Raw genomic sequence first — 20,765 nt, 5'->3', positions numbered from 1 at the left:
TCCCGTGCGGAGAACGAGTACGACGGCCGCCGTCCTGCTGACGGCGTCGCTGGTCCTGACGGGCTGCGGCGCGGGCGGGTCGGACGTGGGCGACAGGGCGGCGGGGGCGCGGGCGGAGCGGCCCGCCGACCGGGCGCCGGGCGGGGGCGCGGCGGACGGCTCCTCGGGGGCCTCGTCCGGCTCGGGGCCCGGCTCCGGGTCGGACGCCGGTTCCGGTTCCGGCTCCGGTTCCGGGAAGGCCGCGGCGAAGGCGCCGGCCCAGCAGCACGTCATCCGTACCGCCTCGCTGTCCGTGGAGGTCGCGGACGCGGCGAAGGCCCTGGCCACGGCCCGTACGGTGGCGGTGGACGCGGGCGGACGGGTCGAGGACGAGTCGACGGAGCGGATGGACGACACGTCCCTCGCCTCGCGGATCGTGCTGCGGGTGCCGCAGGGGAAGTACGACTCCGTCCTCGCCGAACTGGCGGGCACCGGAAAGCTGTTGAACCGCAAGGCCGACGCCCAGGACGTCACCGACCAGGTGGTGGACGTGCAGAGCCGGATCGCCACCCAGCGGGCGAGCGTGGCGCGGGTGCGGGAGCTGATGGACCGGGCGGACAAGCTGTCCGACGTGGTGACCCTGGAGGCCGAGCTGAGCCGGCGTCAGGCCGACCTGGAGGCGCTGCTCGCGCAGCAGTCCTCGCTGAAGGACCGGACGTCGCTGGCGACGATCACCCTCCAGCTCACCGAGAAGCGGAAGGAGGAGCCGAAGGACGAGGAGCCGAAGGAGGAGGGCCGTCCCGGTTTCCTGGACGCCCTGAGCGGCGGCTGGAACGCCCTGGTCGGCGTGGCGGCCTGGGTCCTGGTCGTGCTCGCCGCCCTGGCCCCGTGGCTCGCGGTCGGTCTGGCCGCCTTCCTCCTCTGGAGCCGGCTGATCCGCCCCCGGCTCGCCGCCCGCCGCCCCGCGCCGGTGCCGGGACCGCGCCCCGGGGACGCCGGGGTCGAGCGGAACGCCGCCGGGGCGCCCGTGGCCCCGCAGGCCCCGGAGACCGGAGGGGCCCCGGAGAAGTAGCGTCGTCCCCATGAGCGAACGACTGGTGGTCATCGGTGGCGACGCGGCGGGCATGTCCGCCGCGTCGCAGGCGCGCAGGCTCAAGTCCCCCGGGGAGCTGGAGATCGTCGCCTTCGAACGCGGGCACTTCTCCTCGTACTCGGCCTGCGGCATCCCGTACTGGGTCGGCGGGGACGTCGGCTCGCGCGACGAACTGATCGCCCGCTCCCCCGAGGAGCACCGGGCCCGTGACATCGGCCTGCGGACGCGGACCGAGGTGACGGAGATCGACGTCGACCGGCAGCGGGTCCGCTCCCGGGACCTGGAGTCCGGTACGGAGGAGTGGACCGGCTTCGACAAGCTGGTGATCGCGACGGGGGCGCGGCCGCTGCGCCCGCCGGTGCCGGGGATCGACGCGCCCGGGGTGCACGGCGTGCAGAACCTGGACGACGGCCAGGCCCTGATCGACGCGCTGTCCCGCACGGAGGACTCCGGTGCCGGGGGCTCCGGTGCGGAGGGCCGGCGGGCGGTGGTGGTCGGCGCCGGGTACATCGGCGTGGAGATGGCCGAGGCGCTCCTCAACCGGGGGTACGAGGTGACCGTCCTCAACCGCAGCGAGCAGCCGATGGCGACCCTCGACCCGGACATGGGCCGGCTCGTGCACGCGGCGATGGACGGGCTCGGGATCAGGACGGTCAACTCGGCGGCGGTCACGAAGGTGCTCACCGGCCCCGACGGCCGGGTCCGGGCGGTGGCGACGGACGACGAGGAGTACCCGGCGGACGTGGTGGTCCTGGGCACGGGCGTGGAGCCGGAGACCACGCTCGCCGAGGAGGCGGGGCTGCCGCTCGGGGCGTACGGCGGGCTGCTCACCGACCTGGCGATGCGGGTGCGGGGGCACGGGAACGTCTGGGCGGGCGGCGACTGCGTCGAGGTCCTGGACCTGGTCTCGGGCCGGATGCGGCACGTGGCCCTCGGGACGCACGCGAACAAGCAGGGCCAGGTCATCGGGTCGAACGTCGGCGGCGACTACGCGACCTTCCCGGGCATGGTGGGCACGGCGGTGTCGAAGGTGTGCGACCTGGAGATCGCGCGGACCGGCCTGCGGGAGAAGGAGGCCCGGGAGGTGGGGCTGCGGTTCGTGACGGTGACGGTCGAGTCGACCAGCCGGGCGGGCTACTACCCGGGGGCCGCGCCGATGACGGTGAAGATGCTGGCCGAGCGGCGGACCGGGCGGCTGCTCGGGACGCAGATCGTGGGCCGGGAGGGCGCGGCGAAGCGGGTGGACGTGGCGGCGGTGGCGCTCACGGCGAAGATGACGGTGGAGCAGATGACGGCCCTGGACCTGGGGTACGCGCCGCCGTTCTCGCCGGTGTGGGACCCGGTGCTCGTCGCGGCCCGCAAGGCGACGGCGGCGGTCCGCGCGGCGGGCTGAGCGCGGAGACGGCGACGGCCGCCGGGGTGCCCCGGCGGCCGTCGCCGTCGCGTGAGTTGCTTCCCGGCGGTCGGCCGGTCGTGCGGACGTGCGCGTACTCGGCCGTGCTTCCCCGCGGTCGGGTCAGACGGCCGTGTGCGTGTGCACGTACTCGACGAGGCGGGTCAGCGCGTCCGGGTCGGTGGTGGGCAGGACGCCGTGGCCCAGGTTGAAGACGTGTCCCTCCAGGCCCTTCGCGGCGGCCAGGACCTCGTCCGTCTTGGCCTCGACGGCCTCGCGGGTGGAGAAGAGGACGGCGGGGTCGAGGTTGCCCTGGAGCGCCTTGCCGGGGCCGACGCGGCGGGCGGCCTCGTCCAGCGGGACGCGCCAGTCGACGCCGACGACGTCCGCGCCCGCCTCGCCCATGAGGCCGAGCAGCTCGCCCGTGCCGACGCCGAAGTGGATGCGCGGGACGCCGTACCCGGCGACCGCGTCGAACACCTTCACGGAGGCGGGCATCACGGAGCGGCGGTAGTCGGCCGGGGCGAGGGCGCCGACCCAGGAGTCGAAGAGCTGCACGGCGGAGGCGCCGGCCTCGATCTGGACCTTGAGGAAGGCCGAGGTGATGTCGGCGAGGCGGTCGAGGAGGTCGGCCCAGAGCTGCGGGTCGCCGTACATGAGCGCCTTGGTGTGCTCGTGGTTGCGCGACGGACCGCCCTCGACGAGGTAGCTCGCGAGGGTGAAAGGCGCGCCGGCGAAACCGATGAGCGGGGTGTCGCCCAGCTCGCCGGTGAGCATGCCGATGGCCTCGGTGACGTAGTGGACGTCCTCGGGGGTGAGGTCGCGCAGCCGGGCCAGGTCGGCGCGGGTGCGGATCGGGTCGGCGACGACCGGGCCGACGCCGGGCTTGATGTCGAGGTCGATGCCGATGGCCTTGAGGGGGACGACGATGTCGCTGAAGTAGATGGCGGCGTCGACCTTGTGGCGGCGCACCGGCTGGAGCGTGATCTCGGTGACCAGCTCGGGCCGCATGCACGACTCCAGCATGGGGATGCCCTCGCGGACCTTCAGGTACTCGGGGAGGGAGCGCCCGGCCTGCCGCATGAACCAGACGGGGGTGTGCGGCACCGGTTCGCGCCGGCACGCCTTGAGGAACGCGGAGTCGTGCGTCCGCGACTGCTGCTTCGTCTGCTGGCCCTGCGGGCTGTCGTTGGCACTCACGCCCAGAATCTTCGCATGTGGCGGGAAGCCGCTCGTCCGGGCAGGGTGTCCCTCCCTGCACGAAGGGCCCGTTCCGCCTACTCTTCCCGGCATGGCTGCGGCTCAGGGACACTTTTCCGATCATTCCGACGGCGATCGAGGGACGGACGAAACGGCGGGCAGTACGGAGACGAACCCGGTGCCACCGGCTTTCCGGCGGGCGGTGGAGGCCTTGCGCTCGGCGCGGCTGCGGTCCGAGATCGAGGTGGACCCGACCAGGCCGCCGCAGCGGCTGGCGCCGTACGCGTACGCGGTGGAGGCGGCCGTCGTCGACGGCGAGGAGGACCTGGCGGACGGGCGGCTGGTGCTGCTGCACGACCCGGACGGGCACGAGGCCTGGAAGGGAACGTTCCGCCTGGTGACGCTGGTGCGGGCGGAGCTGGAGCCGGAGATGGCGGCGGACCCGCTGCTGCCGGAGGTGTGCTGGTCCTGGCTGACCGGGGCCCTGGAGGCGCGGGGGCTCGCGTACGGGGAGGCGAGCGGGACCGTGACGATGGCGGGCTCGCACTACTTCGGGGGGCTCGCGGACCGGCGGCCGGCGACCCAGATCGAGATCCGGGCGTCGTGGACGCCGCGCGAGGGCCTGGGCGGGGTGCCGGACACGGGGGCGCACCTGGCGGCCTGGTGCGACCTGCTGTGCCAGATCGCGGGGCTGCCGCCCGCGCCGGCCGAGCCGGGGGCGGCGGGGACGACGGGGACGACCACGGGCGCGGGCGTCGTCTCGCTGCCGCAGCGGCGGGGGCCGCAGCAGGTCTGAGGGGGCCGGGGCGCTCCGGAACGCCACGCGGGACGTTCGCAAAGGCACTCCGGGGCTCCCCCGGGAGGGTGAAGGAGCGGGGCCCGCTCGTAGGATGATCGATCAAGCGTCCGAATTGCCCCAATTGTTACTCACCAAATCGTGATCTTTCCCTAAAGGCGGGCGGCCCTGCTGCCGAAGGAGTCAGTGACCCCTTCACAGCACGGGTTCGCCCCCCGGCTTCTTCCCCGAGCCGGCCCCGTCCCCCACCTTCCCCCCAGGAGGCCTGGTGTCCGTTCTCCTCGAGCAGCCCGCAAGCCTGGTCGCCTACCGCCCGAACAAGCCGACGGCCATGGTCGTCGTGGCCGACCCGCGCGTCCGTTCCACCGTGACCCGCCACCTGTGGGCCCTCGGAGTACGTGACGTGATCGAGGCGTCGTCCATCGCGGAGGCCCGTCCCCGCGTCGGCAACCCGCGCGACATCTGCGTTGCCGACGTCCACCTGCCCGACGGCAGCGGTCTGACCCTGCTGTCCGAGACCCGCGCCGCGGGCTGGCCCAACGGCCTCGCCCTCTCGGCCGCCGACGACATCGGCGCCGTGCGCAACGCCCTCGCGGGCGGCGTGAAGGGCTACGTCGTCACCGGCACCCGGACCAACATCGGTCACCCCACCCGCCCCGGCGCCGCCCCCATCGGCGCCGCGGCGGCCCGTCTGGGCCACCGCCGCCCCCCGGGTGCCCCGAGCCACCCGGGCGGCTACCGCGAGCTCTCCGGCCGTGAGGTCGAGGTGCTGCGGCTCGTCGCGGAGGGCCAGTCGAACAAGGCGATCGGCGTGTCCATGGGCCTGTCCGCCCTGACCGTGAAGAGCCACCTCGCCCGCATCGCCCGCAAGCTGGGCACCGGCGACCGCGCCGGAATGGTCGCGGTGGCCCTGCGGACGGGGATCATCCACTGACCCTCGGTGGACAACCGGCGGGCACCTGTCGACGGAACGTTCCGTCGACAGGTGCCCGCCGTTCACCGATACCCTTGACGGGTGACCGACGCCCAAGAGACCGCAGCAGACGCGGCACTGCGCACCACCGGGGGCGGCCCCCCGGACGACGACGTCCCTGCGAATGGGCTTCCGACCCCGTTGCTGGCGCCCCGCGAGGGGGTTCCCCCCGTCGTCGAGACCGCGGACACGCTCGCGGAGGTGATCGCCGCCTTCGCCGCCGGCACCGGCCCCGTGGCCGTGGACGCCGAGCGCGCCTCCGGCTACCGCTACGGCCAGCGCGCCTACCTCGTCCAGCTCCGCCGCGCGGGCGCGGGCACCGCCCTGATCGACCCCGTGGGCTGCCCCGACCTCTCGGGGCTCGGCGAGGCGCTGTCCGGCACCGAGTGGATCCTGCACGCCGCCACCCAGGACCTGCCCTGCCTGCGCGACATAGGCATGCGGCCGACCTCGCTCTTCGACACCGAGCTGGCCGGGCGGCTCGCGGGCTTCCCGCGCGTCGGCCTCGGCGCGATGGTCGAGTCCGTCCTCGGCTACGCCCTGGAGAAGGGCCACTCCGCCGTGGACTGGTCGACCCGGCCGCTCCCCGAGCCCTGGCTGCGGTACGCGGCGCTCGACGTGGAACTCCTCGTGGACCTGCGGGACGCCCTGGAGGAGGAGCTCGACCGGCAGGGGAAGCTGGGGTGGGCGCGCCAGGAGTTCGACGCGATCGCCGCCGCCCCGCCCGCCCCGCCGCGCAAGGACCCGTGGCGGCGCACCTCCGGCATGCACAAGGTGCGCCGGCGGCGCCAGATGGCGGTCGTACGGGAGCTGTGGACGGCCCGCGACCGGGTGGCCCAGCGGCGCGACGTCTCCCCCGGCAAGGTGCTGAGCGACGCGGCGATCGTGGAGGCGGCCCTCGCGGTGCCGGTGAACCTGGCCGCGCTGACCGCGCTGACGGGTTTCGGCCACCGGATGGGCCGGCGTCAGCTGGAGCAGTGGCAGGCGGCGGTGGACCGGGCCAGGGCGCTGCCGGAGAACGAGCTGCCCCAGCCGGGCCAGCAGCCGGCGGGGCCGCCCCCGCCGCGTGCCTGGGCCGACAAGGACCCGGTCGCGGCGGCCCGCCTGTCGGCGGCGCGCGCGGCGGTCTCGGCGCTCGCGGAGGAGCTGAACCTGCCGCAGGAGAACCTGATCACCCCGGACACCGTGCGCCGGGTCTGCTGGGAGCCCCCGTCCCCGGCCGACCCCGACCGCGTCGCCGCCGCCCTGACGGGCCACGGCGCGCGCCCCTGGCAGGTGGAGCTGGTGACCCCGCTCCTGGTGAAGGCGCTGGCGGCGACCGCGTAACCGCGCGAGGGGAACTCCCCCGCGGAGCCCCCGCACCCGGAAGGGTGACGGGGGCTCCGTCGTTTCCGGCCATCTGCGGCAGAGTTCCCGGTGTGACCTTCGCCGCTTGGCCCCCAGGGGGTGGGCAGCATGGTTACTCGTAAGTAGCATGGGGGGAGCAAGCGCGCGCTTAGGCGTGCGCCGCAGCAGGCCGTCCCGCACCCTGGAGGAGAGCCATCGTGCCTCGTAGCGTCAGGGACGTCGTCTTCGTCGACGGCGTCCGCACCCCGTTCGGCAAGGCGGGCCCGAAGGGCATCTACCACGAGACCCGCGCCGACGACCTCGTCGTCAAGGCCATCCGGGAGCTGCTGCGCCGCAACCCCGGCCTCGACCCCGCGAAGATCGACGAGGTCGCCATCGCCGCGACCACGCAGATCGGCGACCAGGGCCTGACCCTCGGCCGCACGGCGGGCATCCTCGCCGGGCTGCCGCAGTCGGTGCCGGGCTACTCCATCGACCGCATGTGCGCCGGCGCGCTGACCGCCGTCACCACGACCGCCGGTTCGATCGCCTTCGGCGCGTACGACGCCGTCATCGCCGGTGGCGTCGAGCACATGGGCCGCCACCCCATGGGCGAGGGCGTCGACCCGAACCCGCGCTTCGTGTCGGAGAAGCTCGTCGACGAGTCCGCCCTCTTCATGGGCATGACCGCCGAGAACCTGCACGACCGCTACCCGAGCATCACCAAGCGGCGCGCCGACGAGTACGCCGTGCGCTCGCAGGAGAAGGCCGCCAAGGCGTACGCCGACGGCAAGATCCAGCCGGACCTGGTGCCGATCTCGGTCCGCCGCACCAACGCCGAGGGCGGCGAGACGGGCTGGGGCCTGGTCACCGCCGACGAGCCGATGCGCCCGGGCACCACCCTGGAGTCGCTGGCCGGCCTGAAGACCCCGTTCCGCGTCCACGGCAACGTGACCGCGGGCAACGCGGCCGGCCTGAACGACGGCGCCACCGCCTCGATCATCGCCTCCGAGGACTTCGCCCGGGAGAACGGCCTCCCGGTCAAGATGCGCCTGGTCTCGTACTCCTTCGCCGGCGTCGAGCCCGAGGTCATGGGCTACGGCCCGATCCCCGCCACCGAGAAGGCCCTCGCGCAGGCCGGCCTGACCATCGAGGACATCGGCCTCTTCGAGATCAACGAGGCCTTCGCGGTCCAGGTCCTCGCCTTCCTGGAGCACTACGGCATCGCCGACGACGACGCCCGCGTGAACCAGTACGGCGGCGCCATCGCCTACGGCCACCCGCTGGCCTCCTCCGGCGTCCGCCTGATGACGCAGCTGGCCCGCCAGTTCGAGGAGAACCCGCAGGTCCGCTACGGCCTCAACACCATGTGCGTCGGCTTCGGCATGGGCGCGACGGTCATCTGGGAGAACCCCCACTGGGAGGGCAAGTGAGCACCACCGCCGAGCTTCTGAAGGGCGCCGCCGAGCTCTTCCCGGACGAGGTCGTCACCAGCGCCCACGTACGGCACTTCGAACTGCCCGCGGGTGCGGGCCGGTTCGCGCTGATCACGCTGGACAACGGCTTCGACCACACCAAGCCGACCACCTTCGGGCCGCAGTCCCTCGCCAACCTGAACACGGCGATCGACCAGGTCGAGGCCGAGGCCGCGAACGGCGAGATCGTCGGCGTCGGCCTCACCGGCAAGCCGTTCATCTTCGCCGTCGGCGCCGACCTCAAGGGCGTCGAGCTGCTGAAGAAGCACGAGGAGGCCCTCGCCATCGGCAAGGGCGGCCACGACGTCTTCAAGCGCCTGTCCTCCCTCGCCGTGCCGACCTTCGCGTACTACAACGGCGCGGCCATGGGCGGCGGCGTCGAGGTCGGTCTGCACTGCACCTACCGCACCGTGTCGAAGGCCCTGCCGGCCTTCTCGCTGCCCGAGGTCTTCCTCGGCCTGGTGCCCGGCTGGGGCGGCTGCGCCATCCTGCCGAACCTGATCGGCGCCGAGAAGGCCGTCTCGGTCATCATCGAGAACTCGCTGAACCAGAACCGTCAGCTCAAGGGCAAGCAGGTCTTCGAGCTCGGCATCGCCGACGCCCTGTTCGAGGGCGCGGACTTCCTGGAGCAGTCGCTGATCTGGACGGCCTCCGTCCTCAACGGCACCACCACCGTCGAGCGCCCCGAGGTCGACCGCGGCGAGGCCTGGGACCAGGCCGTCGCCAAGGGCCGCTTCGTCGCCGACTCCAAGGTGCACGGCGCCGCCCCGGCCGCCTACCGCGCCCTCGACATCATCGAGGCCGCCAAGGACGGGGACCTGCAGAAGGGCTTCGACGCCGAGGACCAGGCCCTCGCGGACCTGATCATGGGCGGCGAGCTGCGCTCCGGCATCTACGCCTTCAACCTGGTGCAGAAGCGCGGCAAGCGCCCCGCCGGCGCCCCGGACAAGTCGCTGGCCCGCCCGGTCACCAAGGTCGGCGTCGTCGGCGCCGGTCTGATGGCCTCCCAGCTGGCCCTGCTCTTCCTGCGCCGCCTGGAGGTGCCGGTCGTCCTGACCGACATCGACCAGGAGCGCGTCGACAAGGGCGTCGGCTACGTCCACGCCGAGATCGAGAAGCTGCTCGGCAAGGGCCGCATCAACCAGGACAAGGCCAACCGCCTCAAGGGCCTGGTCTCCGGCGTCCTGGACAAGGCCGAGGGCTTCGCGGACGCGGACTTCGTCATCGAGGCCGTGTTCGAGGAGATGTCCGTCAAGCAGAAGGTGTTCGCGGAGGTCGAGGCGGTCGCCCCGGCGCACGCGATCCTCGCCACCAACACCTCCTCGCTGTCCGTCTCGGAGATGGCCTCCAAGCTCAAGCACCCCGAGCGCGTGGTCGGCTTCCACTTCTTCAACCCGGTCGCGATCCTCCCGCTCCTGGAGATCGTGCGCGGCGAGCAGACGGACGACGCCTCCCTCGCCACCGCCTTCGGCGTGGCGAAGAAGCTGAAGAAGACCGCGGTCCTCACCAAGGACGCCCCGGCGTTCGTCGTGAACCGCATCCTGACCCGCTTCATGGGCGAGATCCAGAACGTCATCGACGAGGGCACCTCCGTCGAGACCGCGGAGAAGGCCATCGAGCCGCTCGGCCTGCCGATGTCGCCGCTGGTCCTCCTGGAGCTGGTCGGCCCGGCGATCGGTCTGCACGTCTCCGAGACCCTGAACCGCTCCTTCCCCGAGCGCTTCAAGGTCTCCCCCAACCTGAAGGCGGTCGTCGAGGCCGGCAAGCGCGGCTTCTACGTGTACGACTCCGGGAAGCCGGAGCTCGACCCCGAGGTCGCCGCCCTCCTCAAGCAGGGCGACACCGTCCTGACCGAGGAGCAGGTCCGCGACCGCGTCCTGGACGCGGTGGCGCAGGAGATCGGCCTGATGCTGGAGGAGGGTGTCGTCGCCGAGGCGCAGGACATCGACCTCTGCCTGATCACGGGCGCCGGCTGGCCCTTCCACCTGGGCGGCATCACGCCGTACCTGGACCGCGAGGGCGTCTCCGAGCGCGTCAACGGGAAGCGTTTCCTGGCGCAGGGCGTGGCGAGCGTCCCGGCGTAACGCCTGCGGGAGCCCATGAGGAGGGGCCGGTGGCACTGCCACCGGCCCCTTCTTCCGTTCCGACCCGCCCCTTGCGTTCGTCCCGCCCCGCGCCGCGTCAGCGGGGCAGGAGCGCCAGGACCGTGGCCACCTTCCGCTCCCCCACCGGGTCGCCCACGGCCTCCCGGGGGCGGTTGCGCAGCTCCCCGCCGACGACCATCGTCGTGGAGCCGCCGCCGTCGAGGTTGAGGCCGTCGACGGCGCCGAGGGAGGCGAGCAGCCCGGCGGACTCGGCGAGGGTGGCGCCCTCGCTCGCGCCCGGATCGCGCCCGTCGACGGTGACCAGCAGGACCGAGCCGTCGGCGGTGACCCCGGCCAGGGTCCGCGGCGGCCGGTCGGTCGCCGCGCGGTCCCGCTCGCTCAGCACGACGCGGCCCCCGGAGAGGAGCCGTCTGCCGCCGCCCACCGCGGTGTCGACGAGGTCGGTGAGGTCCTCGCCGGAGGAGTCGGTCAGCGGGATCGAGACGTCCGGCGCGGTGCCGGGCCGGGCGTGCTCCCGCAGCCAGTCGGCGCCCTCGCCGATCCCGTACAGGACCCGGCCGCCCTTCGGTACGGGGCCGCCGGCCGGGGAGCGCAGCCGGCTCACGGTGCCGTCGCCGTCCAGCACCGCCTCGACGCCGCCGCGGCCGCTCGGGGTCGCGACGCCCCAGTCGGGCGTGAACTCGACGATCTCGTCGGGGTCCTCGCACAGCCCGGTGTCCGGGTCCCGGCGCCAGACGCGGCCCTCGGCCGCGAGCCGGTCGTGGTCGGTGCCGCGGCAGGGGCGGAGCCGGCCCGCGACCCGGTCGACGCCGTCCAGCCGCCGGGTCTCCCCGTCGGCGGCGGTGATCAGGCCGGGCGTGGCGACCTCGGTGATCCGGGCCCACAGGCGTCCGTCGCGGTGGCCGAGGAGCAGGGCCGCGCCGTCGTCGCGGGCCTCGCTGAGGACCCGGCCGTTCTCGACGTACAGGCCGACGGGGTCTCCCGGGTAGCCGCTGTACGCCTTGCCGCCCTTGATGTCGAAGTACGAGCCGTTGACGGCGGCGAGCGCCCCGGCCCGGCGCGCCGCCTGGCGCACCGTCTGCGGCAGGGCCATGTTCGCGCCGTGCGCGCCGACGAGCCGGGCCTCGGCGTCCGGGGCGATCCGCAGGACGAAGACGCGCACCGGCCCGGCCGGGCCCCGGTGGACGGACTCCCGGTAGTCGACGCCGGCGGCGAGCGGCCGCTCGGCGACGGGCCCGGACGGCTTCGCGGAGATGCCGGGGTCCTTCTCCTCCGGCCGGGTGCACGCCCCGGTCACGGCGAGCAGGGCGAGGGCGAGCGCGGTGGCCCGGTGGCGGGCCGGGGGTCTAGGCATCCGCCGGCAGCGCGCCGGGAGAGTCTCCCAGGCCGCCGACGTGGACGGTGATCTCCTGCCGGACCCGGTGGCCCGAGTCGTCCTCGAACTCGACCGAGAAGGAGTCGTAGCCCAGGAAGTCGGGGGCGGCCTGGTAGGTGAGTCCCCCGCCGGGCTGGTGGAAGAGGGTGCCGCGGGCGGGGAACGAGCTGCCCGTGAACCGCAGGCCGTCGAGGGGGCTGTAGTCGGCGGGGACGGTGAACCCGCTGCCGGGTTCGAGCATCATCACGTGCCCGGCCAGCCAGCGTCGGCGGACGCGGAAGCCCAGGTGGGAGTTGGCCATCGAGGCGACCAGGCGCTCCTTCTCGGTGCGCTTGACGCCGACCACGATCCGGGGCAGGAAGTACGAGCCCTCGGGCGCGTCGTCCGCGACCCGGACCGTCATGGTGACGGTGCGCGGCTCGCTTCCGGAGGCGTAGGTGGCGTACCGGCCGCTCTCCATCTTGGCGAGGCCCTGGTGGCGGACGACGCCGAGGACCCCTTCGAAGAGGTCGGGCAGGAGGTAGCCGTACACGCGGAACGGCTCGTCCTGCGGCGTGATCGACAGCATCAGCCGGAAGCGCTGTCCGGGAGCCAGGGGCAGCGCCGGGTCGGCGTCGCTGTACAGCTCCAGGCGGCCGCCGTGGCGCGGGGTCTCCGGATGGAACACCGAGGCCCTCGTCAGCGGGTACCAGTTCTCGCTCACTGCGCCACCTCGCTCACGCGGGACTTGGTCAGGTGCTCGAAGACGTCGTCCGGGAGCCAGGTGACCTCGTGCTCCGGGACGAGCGCGTCCAGGTTCCGGAAGTACTCCGGCAGGAGCAGGCCCTGCGCGTACATCCCCCGGGCCACGAAGCGGGCGCACTCCAGGGCGCCGTGCGGCCGCAGGTGGCTGTTGTCCTCGACGCCCTCGGGGTAGTTGGGGTTCTCGCCGGGCCGCAGGTAGAGGAAGACCTTCTTGCTCTCCTCGGCGCCCAGCTGCTCCCACCAGGTGCTGGTGAAGTCGTGCAGGTCGATGAGGGGCACCGAGATGGTCCGGGAGAGTTCCCGGATGGACTGCGGGTAGACGCCGAGGCTGCGGCGCATGTTCTCGTGCGCGTCGAAGACCCTCCGCTCCACCCCCGGCACGAGCACGGGGTGCGCGCCCCGCGCCCGGGCGCCGTCGGTGTACTTGCGCATGTAGAACTGGAAGTCGGTGAAGGGGGCCGTGAACCGGCCGTCCTCGGCGCGCATGTCGTTGTGGCCGAAGGAGATCAGCAGCAGGTCGCCGGGCGCGATGTTCTCCAGGATCCAGGCCAGGCGGCCGCGCTCGTAGAAGCTGCGCGAACTGGCCCCCGCGCGGGCCGCGTTGACGACCTCGACGCCCTGGGTGAACAGGTGCAGCACCTGGCCCCAGCCGACCATCGGTGCCATGCTGGTCTGGCGCGTGCAGGCTCCCGAGCCGCCCGCGATGAATATTCTTCTCATCTGATCGTTCCTGAGTGACTGACCCGTCGGTTCATGGAATGCGCACCCCGCGATGGGCCTCGAAGTCGGGGTCGGCCACGACCGAGGCGTCCAGGGTCTCGATGACCCGGTACGCCCGCTCGCAGTTCGCCGTGTCGCGCAGCACGAAGAACTCGGCCGCGCGCCGCTGGTACTCGGGTTCGACCTGGAAGCCGCGCTCGATGGAGCCGATGATCTCGTCCACGGCGTGCTCGACCGTCGCGCACGCCGGGCCGAAGCCGTCCCGCGCCAGGTCGAAGTACCCGCGCTTGTAGTGCTTGCTGTAGAACTCCTCGTCGTCGAAGTTCGTGTGGACGATCGGCTTGCCCATGTAGGCGACGTCGAAGAAGACCGACGAGTAGTCGGTCACCAGCATCGAACACTCGCGCATCGCGAGCTGGACGTCCCGGCCGGTGGTGGACACCGTGACGGCCGGGTGGTCGATCGTGAAGTGCTTGAGGTACGGCCGGATCTCGTAGTGCGGCATGAACTCCAGCTCCACCCCGTACCGCTCCAGGGCCCCGAGCAGCCGCTCGTCGCGCAGCAGCGAGGAGAAGAAGCGGTAGTACTGGGAGGCCGCGAAGGGGATCTCGGGCTTCGCCGCCCTGTTGTACGAGGGGGCGACGATGTCGCGCCGCCAGGTCGGCATGACCAGGATCCGGCGCAGGCCCGGCACCGGGGCGAGCGCGTCGTAGCGCGGCAGCCCGGTGGCGGCGACGCGGTCGTAGCCGTAGCCGCAGTGCTCGGCGAAGTAGGCGCGCTCGCTGCGGCCGGTGGTGAGCACCATGTCGACGTTGGTGGCCTGGGCGTGGATGGAGGCCACCACGTCGTTGTAGACGACGCCGTGCTGGAGGAAGACCCGCTTGTAGCGCAGCAGGTCGCCGTAGCCGCGCAGGAAGGCGCGCTTGGGGAGCCCGGGGAAGCCGAGGTACGCCTCCAGGTCGTAGGCGTTGATCAGGCGCTCGGCGTGCAGCAGGTACGCGCGGTGCTTCCAGGAGAGGCGGTCGACGACCTGGCCGTGCGGGGCGAGCTTGGCCCAGTCGGCCGAGGTGCGGTTGATGGAGTAGTAGATCTTGCGGCGGGGGTGGTTCTCCCGGATCCACTTGAACAGGTGGTAGCTGTTGTCCTGGGCGGTGTCCTCGCGCTCGCCGATGATCCAGATGCCCTTGCGGTGCAGGAGCGGGTGGGTCAGCCAGTACATCAGGCGGGTGCGCCAGCCGGGGCGGCCGGGCAGCGAGGCGCGCAGCTCCCGGAAGAAGCGGCGGCGCTTGTCCTTGCGGCGGGCGCGGAAGCCCCGGACCCAGCGGACCCTGGGCGTCTCGTCCTCCTCGACGGAGAGCACGAGGCGCTCCTTGCCCCGGGTGTGCACGCCCTTGAAGCGGTGCAGCATCTGGCGGGCGGCCAGCGGGGTGTCGTGGTGCCGACCGCCGTCGTGGACGCGGATCGTGAGGGTGAGGTCGGCGTTGGCGACGGCCGTCGTCAGCCCGGTGGTGCGGACGCGGGCCCGCCATCCGGCGTACATGTCCCGGTCCTTGCGGGTGCGCCAGCGGTCGCGCCGGTAGACCTGCTCGACCGGGACGGCGTGCTCGCGCCGCCCGTCGGAGAGGACCAGTTCGATGCGGTTGGTGAAGGGCCGGTCGATGTCCGTGGCGGCGAGGACCAGCAGGCCCTGGAACTCGATCTCGCCGCCGGTCCAGTCGAAGGTCTCCAGGACGGCGCCGATCCGCGGGACGCGCAGCAGTCCGGTGTCGACCCGGTCGCCGGCGATCCTGCGGTAGACGCCCTCGTCGTCGAGGTGGAGGGACGGCAGGTAGTCCGGTGTGGTCCGCGGTTCGGCGAAGAGGTCCAGGTCGCCGGTGACGATCGCGTGGTGCTGGAGCCGGGCGAGGGGCTGGACGGTGTACTGGAGGACGAGGTCGGTGGGTATCCCCGCGTAGATCTCGTGCAGCCAGGGCAGGGCGGCGGCGATCTCCGGCTTGCTCATGACCCGGTGCATGTTCCGCACGTAGGGCTGGAGCGTGCGCACGACGAACCGCTGCGCGAGGCGCACCGTGCGCTCCGGCAGGTCCTGGACCGCCTTCAGCACGTGGGCGGCGAGCCGGACGAGTTCCTGGCTCTTCACCGGGTCGTTCCACGGCCGGTCGAAGAGGGAGCCCCGCAGTTCCTCGTCGCGCTCGTAGAAGCGGGCACCGCGGGCGATCGCGATGCGGCGGGAGCGGAGCAGCGCCGGGACGGTGAACCAGTCGTCCTCGAAGCCGGGGCCCGGGCCGCAGCGGAAGCGCTGGGCGCGCACGTAGGAGGTCTTGAACAGCTTCGCGCCGAGGGCGGTGGAGAAGACCAGGTACGGCGCGTCGTCGAGGCGGTCGACGGCGCCGGTCTCCTTGAAGTACCGCTGCCAGGGCTCTTCCGCGTTCCGCTCGGGGCCGGGGAAGTTGTCGGCGCGGCCGACGACGACGTCGACGCCGGTGTCGACGCGGCGGGCGGCGGACAGCAGCCGGGCGACCGCGGCCTCGCCGAGGATGTCGCGGGCCCGCGCGAACATGACGTAGGGGGCGGTGACGTACTGGAGCCCGTGGTCGAAGGAGGAGCGCAGGCCGAGGCTGTACTGCGTGATCACGCGGGCATGGGGGTGCCGTGCGGTGAACTCGGCGAGCAGGTACGGCGTCGCGTCGGTGGAGCCGTCGTCGACGAACACGACCTCGATGTCGGGGAAGTTCGCCTGGGCGGAGAGCGAGCCGAGGAAGTCGGGCAGGTCGTACTCGTCGTTGCGGCAGTGGACGACGACCGCCGCGGCATACCGGCCGCCGGGGGCGGCGGCCGGGTCCGGCGGCGGGGCGTCCCGCCACCAGAGCCACGGGGTGCCGCGCGGCTGGACCCTGGACCGGGTCTCGGTGGTCTGCGGGCGCAGGCCGAGGTTGCCGCTGACCGTCTCGTAGACCTCGTAGGTGGCCGCGTCGGTGGCGTACCGCAGGTCCTGGGTGTCGACGGTGCTGATGTTGAGCGCGGTCGAGGCGCGTTCCCCGCCGTACCGGAGCTGGACGAAGAAGTTCCAGTGGCCGCCCTGGGCGGCCTTGCCGAGGGTGGAGGCCAGGTCGATCGTGGCGTGGTAGCGGATCCAGTGCTCGTCGACCTCCACGCCCGTGGCGGGGAAGTGGTGGTCCGTCTTGGTGCTGCGGCGGCGCAGCACGGCCGTGAGCGAGGTCTTGCCCTCGGGGTCGATCCGGCCGAACTGGTTCCTGATGGCGCCGGCGATGTGCATCCGGTCGCCGACGATCTCGACCCGGGACGCCTCGTTGTAGAGCCGCGCGTCGGCGAGCTTGGTGCCGGTCAGTTCGAGGTCGGTGACGTCGAGGAAGCTCTCGGCGCCGTCGATGCCGAGCATCGAGCCCGACCAGTAGACGCGGCCGTCGCGCTCGACGACGTCGGAGCTGACGACGCTGCGACGGCGGGTGAAGTCGGCCGCCGACACGGCGATGTCGGTCCGCCCGTGCATGAGCCCGAAGGCGCGCACCCGCTCCATGGGCCCGCACAGGTCGTAGGTCTGCGGGTGCAGGCTCCGCAGGTACGGGGCGACGGCCCGCACGAAGCCGCGGCGGTAGGTCTCGTCGCCGGTGCGCAGCTCGGGGGTGTAGAGGCGCAGGTCGTGCGTGAGGAACTTGGCGCCCTTGTGGGCGAGCAGGTCCGGGCGGCCGACGTCGGCGAGGAAGCGGTCGGTGTACTGGTGGACGAGGACCCGGTCGCGGATGCTGCGGAGCTCGTGGCGGCGGTTGGTGATGGACGGCTGGTCGCCGTCGCGCTCCCACATCCACCGGTAGACGGGGGTGGCGAGGAGGGTGAGGGAACGGGTGTGGAAGTTCGCGACGGTCGAGAAGTAGGTGTCCTCGAAGAAGACGCCTTCGGGGAAGCGGATGCCGAAGTCGTCGAGGAAGTCGTGGCGGTAGAGCTTGCCGGCCGCGATGGGGTCGCCGAAGAGCTCGGGGAGGTCGCCGAGGCCCCCGACGGTCCGGTCCCCGGTGTAGAGCTGCGGCTGCCAGACGGTGACGTCGTCGGTGGCCAGGTTGACGCGCAGGGCGCGGCCGGCGGTGACGTCGGAGCCCGTGGTGAGGGCGGAGGAGAGCAGTTCCTCGACGGCCTTGAGGGGCAGTTCGTCGTCGGCGTCGAGGAACATCACGTACTCGCCGGTGGCGGCCTCGATGCCGTTGTTCCGGGGTGCGCCGCAGCCGCCGCTGTTCTCCGGCCGCTCGATGATCCGCACCCGGTCGTCCTGGGCGAACTGGCGGGCGGTGAGCAGCGTGCCGTCGGTGGAGTGGTCGTCGACGACCAGGACCTCGACGTTGCGGTGGGTCTGGGAGAGGGCCGACTGGAGGGCGCGGGAGAGCGTGGCGCTCGCGTTGTGGGCGGGCACGACGATGCTGACGCGGTAGTGCGTGATGTCCTGCGGAACGCTCATGACCAGCTCTGTCCCGAGTCCGCGTGGTGGTGGCCGGGGTGGGGCTGCGTGGGGACGCGCGGGAGCCACGCGGTGTCCTGTGCCTCGGGCTCGGCGGGGTAGGGGTGCGGGTACGGCTGGAAGCCGGGGTCGTCGTCGGGCTCGGGGGCGGGGAAGCGCTGGTCCATCCAGGTGACCTGCGCGTTCCAGCTGTCCGGCTCCGTCCGGGTCTCCTGGGAGTACTGGTGCTCCTGGAGGTACGGGGCGTCGTGGGAGTACGGGTCGTCCTGGCCCGTCCACGTGTCGGCGCCGGTGTCCGGGCGCCCCTGGTCGCCCTCGCGGCGGCGGTGCCGGCCGGCCTGGAGGTGGGGCGAGATGGAGCCCGCGCGGGTGGGGACGCTGTCGGGTGCGAGGCGTTCCATCGTGCGCGTGAAGTCGCGGGTGGAGAGCCAGAACTTGAACATGATCACGAGTTCGAAGGCGCCCAGGAGGATCGCGGAGACCGCGGTCGTCACCAGCACGTGGCCGATGAGGGGGCCGACGATGAAGATGAACATCTGGAACTCGATGCCGCTGATCAGGTGCGGCCGGATGCGGGTGCGCAGGAGGGCGTGGCGGAAGCGGGCGTACCAGGGGAAGCTCTCGCGGAACTGCCGGTGGAGGTCGATGACCTCGGGCTGGCCGGGCCGGGTGGCCGCGGCGGCCTTGAGGGTCTCGCCCTCCGCGAGCGGGTTCTCGCGCAGCAGGTCCTCCATGAAGACGACCTTCTGGTCCTCCTCCTTCACTCCGGCCTCGGCCTGCCGGGCGAGGGTGACGGCCTCGATCTTGGAGCGCATGGACATGCGCATCTTGTAGATCTGGAGCGCGTCGACGTAGCGGAGCATGTCGAGGAAGACGACGACGAGGGCGGCGAGCAGGAAGACCGGCTCGTCGGTGCGGAGGAACTGCCCGCCCATCAGCGCGAGGGCGCAGAACAGCACCCGGATGCGGTCGAAGACGTAGTCCAGCCAGCCGCCGAAGACGGAGCCGTTGCCCTTGAGCCGGGCGAGCTTGCCGTCGATGCAGTCGAGGATGAAGCTGATGTGGTACAGCCCGGCGCCGATGGCCAGGGACTCGTAGTCGCCCTTGAGGAAGAAGCCGGCCGAGCCGAGGCCGACGAAGAGGGCGGCCCAGGTGACGCGGTTCGGGGTGATCCAGTCGAACCGGGCGAAGAGGCAGACGAGCCGGGTGGCGACGGGGTCGACGAGGAGGACGGTCCACCAGGCGTCACGCTTCTTGCACGTGAGTTTCTGGACAGCCCGGAGTGACAGCTTCTGCATGAGCCCCTCAGTCGTCGGCGCACGGACATCTGGCGCGGCAGGGCACCATCGGCCTGCCGCCCGGAGCGCTCGGGCCGGGGGGCCGTCCACGCGATCCACACATGTGGTCCACTTGTGGTTCACATAAGGACTGCACGAGATTAGCAAATACCATCGACGTTCGAAACTTTGAACAGGTCGAATGTGGCGGGTCCCACCCGCGTCCGTGACGGGTCCCACCTGCGTCAAAGTGCCCGCCAGGGCTCGAAGTCCAGCCCCTCCGCCCCCTCGCGCTGACGCATGACCCGGGGTTTCCCGTCGGTGCCCAGCACGGCCGCCACCGCCCGTCCCCCGGCGTCCAGGGCCACCGCCGGCGCCACCAGGGACCGCTCGCCGCCGGGCGCCCACCAGGTGCCCGTGTCGGGACGGCCGTCGGCGTGCACCCCGATCGCGGTCGTCCCGTCGCCGCCCGGCCGGACCAGCACCGTGCAGGACCAGCCCTGGACCGCCGCGCCGGCCGCGCCGGTCGCGGCCCCGCCGCCGTCGGCGCCGCCCAGGGCCTCCGGCGCGGGCGCGCCCGGCCGCCAGAGGCAGAGCTCGTTGGTGTCGGCGTACCGGAAGCGGACGCCGCCGGCCTCGGGGGCGGCCGCGAGGCTGCCGGGGACCATCCGCACCGGGACCGTCCGGTCCTCCGCCCAGCCCCGGGACGCCGGGTCGTAGTGCCAGTGCACGGCCTCCGCGCGGTCGCGGCGCCGGGCCACGAGGTCGACGCCGCCGTCCGGGCCGGGAACGGCGGCCAGTTCGTCGGCGATCCGCCGGCCGCGCAGGTGCTCCCAGCCGGTCCAGCGCCCGGCCCGGTCCTGGCGCCGGGTGCTGATGCCGCGTCCGACGTTGCGCACGAAGACGTGCAGGGTGCCCTCGCCGTCGAGCGCGGCGACGGGGAAGCCGACCTGCCGGGCCCGCTCCCACTCGCGCGCGTTCGGGTTGCCGATCGACTGCCAGGGGGCGAGCGGCCGACCGCTCTGGTACTGGGCGGCGGTGACGACCTCCAGGGCCTGCGCCCCCTTGTCCGTCGCCCTGCGCAGGCCGAAGAGGCGGACGTACCCGTCGGAGCCCTGGAGCACGGTGAGGCCCGGCATCAGCTCCGGCGGCGTTTCGAGCAGTTCGGGGCCGCCCCAGTCCGGGCCCCCCGGCACGGTCTCCGTCCAGCACAGGACGCCGGCGGCGGACAACAGGTGGACGGAGAGCCGCCCGTCCGTGCCCCGGGTGAGCCAGCGGCTCTGCCGGGGGTACCGGGAGGCGGCCTCTCCGGAGGCGTACGGGTCGGCGCCGGCGCGCCGGCACTCCACGTACACCGGCCGGCCGGTGTGCTCCTGGTAGGCGCGCGCCGCGGCCAGGGCGGCCAGGGCGGCGGCCCCACGGGCGGGGGGTTCGACGACCGCGTACTTCCGCTCCCCGCCCTCGACGGCGACGCTCTCCGGGTCGGGGTCGAGCGTGCCGACCCGGGCCGGACCGAGGTCGAGGAAGAGGTCGAGCAGCCGCTCCTCGGCGTCGTCCCGGGGGTCCAGCACGTGCGGCTCGCCGGCGATCCGGTGCCCGCGTTCCCGCGCGGCGGCCAGGGCGGAGCCGAGCGCCTGCGCCTCGCCGGGCTCCCCCCGGCCGAGGCAGACCACGGCGACGGGCACGCCGGGCGGCTCCGCGCCGAGCGGCGCGATCGCCTCGGCGGGCGCGGCCACCACCAGGAGCAGCAGGCCCGGGGCGGGCCGGACGTCGCCCGCGAGGCGTCCGGACCGTGTTCTCCGGTCGGTTCCCCGCGCCATCTCCGCCCCCTGTCGTCGACT

At 73.1% G+C, this 20,765-nt stretch carries 14 protein-coding genes; 7 read left to right on the top strand and 7 right to left on the bottom strand.

What is annotated here, in order from left to right:
• Positions 1-4 precede the first annotated feature (4 nt).
• Positions 5-1,051 carry a DUF4349 domain-containing protein gene (locus CP977_RS26625; protein WP_152370933.1) on the top strand — a complete coding sequence of 349 codons (1,047 nt, stop codon included), beginning with the start codon at positions 5-7 and terminating at the stop codon, positions 1,049-1,051.
• 10 nt (positions 1,052-1,061) lie between these two features.
• A complete protein-coding gene (locus CP977_RS26620; protein WP_152370932.1) occupies positions 1,062-2,465 on the top strand; it encodes an FAD-dependent oxidoreductase in 1,404 nt (467 codons plus the stop codon).
• Between the two features lie 123 nt (positions 2,466-2,588).
• On the opposite strand, the gene hemE is transcribed toward CP977_RS26620, so the two are convergent.
• Positions 2,589-3,665: a uroporphyrinogen decarboxylase gene (hemE, locus tag CP977_RS26615; protein ID WP_062751711.1), complete on the bottom strand. Its 1,077-nt coding sequence runs from the start codon at positions 3,663-3,665 to the stop codon at positions 2,589-2,591.
• A 91-nt stretch (positions 3,666-3,756) separates the two neighbouring features.
• Between hemE and CP977_RS26610 the strand changes: the two genes are divergently transcribed.
• The 5 genes from CP977_RS26610 to CP977_RS26590 all read left to right on the top strand — a co-directional run bounded on the left by CP977_RS26610 (position 3,757) and on the right by CP977_RS26590 (position 10,319).
• Complete coding sequence (locus CP977_RS26610; RefSeq protein ID WP_062751712.1) at positions 3,757-4,461, top strand: DUF3000 domain-containing protein; 705 nt, start codon at positions 3,757-3,759, stop codon at positions 4,459-4,461.
• Positions 4,462-4,729: 268 nt separating this feature from the next.
• The gene (locus CP977_RS26605; RefSeq protein ID WP_015037008.1) at positions 4,730-5,395 is read left to right on the top strand and encodes a response regulator transcription factor; all 666 of its coding nucleotides are present in this window, start codon (positions 4,730-4,732) and stop codon (positions 5,393-5,395) included.
• A gap of 81 nt (positions 5,396-5,476) precedes the next feature.
• Complete coding sequence (locus CP977_RS26600; RefSeq protein WP_152370931.1) at positions 5,477-6,760, top strand: HRDC domain-containing protein; 1,284 nt, start codon at positions 5,477-5,479, stop codon at positions 6,758-6,760.
• A gap of 218 nt (positions 6,761-6,978) precedes the next feature.
• Positions 6,979-8,193, top strand: a complete 1,215-nt coding sequence (locus CP977_RS26595) for a thiolase family protein (protein ID WP_109184252.1) — start codon at positions 6,979-6,981, stop codon at positions 8,191-8,193.
• Positions 8,190-10,319, top strand: coding sequence for a 3-hydroxyacyl-CoA dehydrogenase NAD-binding domain-containing protein (locus tag CP977_RS26590; RefSeq protein ID WP_062751715.1), 2,130 nt, complete (start codon positions 8,190-8,192; stop codon positions 10,317-10,319). The genes CP977_RS26595 and CP977_RS26590 overlap by 4 nt, the downstream gene beginning before the upstream one ends.
• 97 nt (positions 10,320-10,416) lie before the next feature.
• Here CP977_RS26590 and CP977_RS26585 read toward each other — a convergent pair whose 3' ends face one another.
• The 6 genes from CP977_RS26585 to CP977_RS26560 all read right to left on the bottom strand — a co-directional run bounded on the left by CP977_RS26585 (position 10,417) and on the right by CP977_RS26560 (position 20,744).
• Entirely contained in the window at positions 10,417-11,694 is a 1,278-nt protein-coding gene (locus CP977_RS26585) for a phosphodiester glycosidase family protein (protein WP_109184251.1), read from the bottom strand.
• Positions 11,687-12,418: an Ig-like domain-containing protein gene (locus CP977_RS26580; protein ID WP_062751716.1), complete on the bottom strand. Its 732-nt coding sequence runs from the start codon at positions 12,416-12,418 to the stop codon at positions 11,687-11,689. The genes CP977_RS26585 and CP977_RS26580 overlap by 8 nt, the downstream gene beginning before the upstream one ends.
• Positions 12,415-13,179 (bottom strand): rhamnogalacturonan acetylesterase, encoded by a 765-nt coding sequence (locus tag CP977_RS26575; protein WP_062751717.1) that lies wholly within the window; start codon positions 13,177-13,179, stop codon positions 12,415-12,417. The genes CP977_RS26580 and CP977_RS26575 overlap by 4 nt, the downstream gene beginning before the upstream one ends.
• Before the next feature lie 31 nt (positions 13,180-13,210).
• Positions 13,211-17,647: a bifunctional glycosyltransferase/CDP-glycerol:glycerophosphate glycerophosphotransferase gene (locus CP977_RS26570; protein ID WP_152370930.1), complete on the bottom strand. Its 4,437-nt coding sequence runs from the start codon at positions 17,645-17,647 to the stop codon at positions 13,211-13,213.
• Positions 17,644-18,945: a CDP-alcohol phosphatidyltransferase family protein gene (locus tag CP977_RS26565; RefSeq protein WP_079130981.1), complete on the bottom strand. Its 1,302-nt coding sequence runs from the start codon at positions 18,943-18,945 to the stop codon at positions 17,644-17,646. The genes CP977_RS26570 and CP977_RS26565 overlap by 4 nt, the downstream gene beginning before the upstream one ends.
• 224 nt (positions 18,946-19,169) lie before the next feature.
• Positions 19,170-20,744, bottom strand: coding sequence for a PLL family lectin (locus tag CP977_RS26560; RefSeq protein ID WP_152370929.1), 1,575 nt, complete (start codon positions 20,742-20,744; stop codon positions 19,170-19,172).
• Positions 20,745-20,765: the final 21 nt, after the last annotated feature.

Origin of the sequence: Streptomyces cinereoruber (assembly GCF_009299385.1) — a bacterium.
In the GTDB taxonomy this organism is placed as follows: Bacteria; Actinomycetota; Actinomycetes; order Streptomycetales; family Streptomycetaceae; genus Streptomyces; species Streptomyces bikiniensis.
Note: the sequence above shows the minus strand (reverse complement) of the source record. Positions and strands in the feature narration are given on the sequence as shown.

What these genes read in the sequence shown, in the direction of transcription:
- CP977_RS26585 (WP_109184251.1), bottom strand. Translation starts at nt 11,694, where the DNA reads ATGCCTAGACCCCCGGCCCGCCACCGGGCCACCGCGCTCGCCCTCGCC.
- CP977_RS26565 (WP_079130981.1), bottom strand. Translation starts at nt 18,945, where the DNA reads ATGCAGAAGCTGTCACTCCGGGCTGTCCAGAAACTCACGTGCAAGAAG.
- CP977_RS26575 (WP_062751717.1), bottom strand. Translation starts at nt 13,179, where the DNA reads ATGAGAAGAATATTCATCGCGGGCGGCTCGGGAGCCTGCACGCGCCAG.
- CP977_RS26560 (WP_152370929.1), bottom strand. Translation starts at nt 20,744, where the DNA reads ATGGCGCGGGGAACCGACCGGAGAACACGGTCCGGACGCCTCGCGGGC.
- CP977_RS26620 (WP_152370932.1), top strand. Translation starts at nt 1,062, where the DNA reads ATGAGCGAACGACTGGTGGTCATCGGTGGCGACGCGGCGGGCATGTCC.
- CP977_RS26570 (WP_152370930.1), bottom strand. Translation starts at nt 17,647, where the DNA reads ATGAGCGTTCCGCAGGACATCACGCACTACCGCGTCAGCATCGTCGTG.
- CP977_RS26610 (WP_062751712.1), top strand. Translation starts at nt 3,757, where the DNA reads ATGGCTGCGGCTCAGGGACACTTTTCCGATCATTCCGACGGCGATCGA.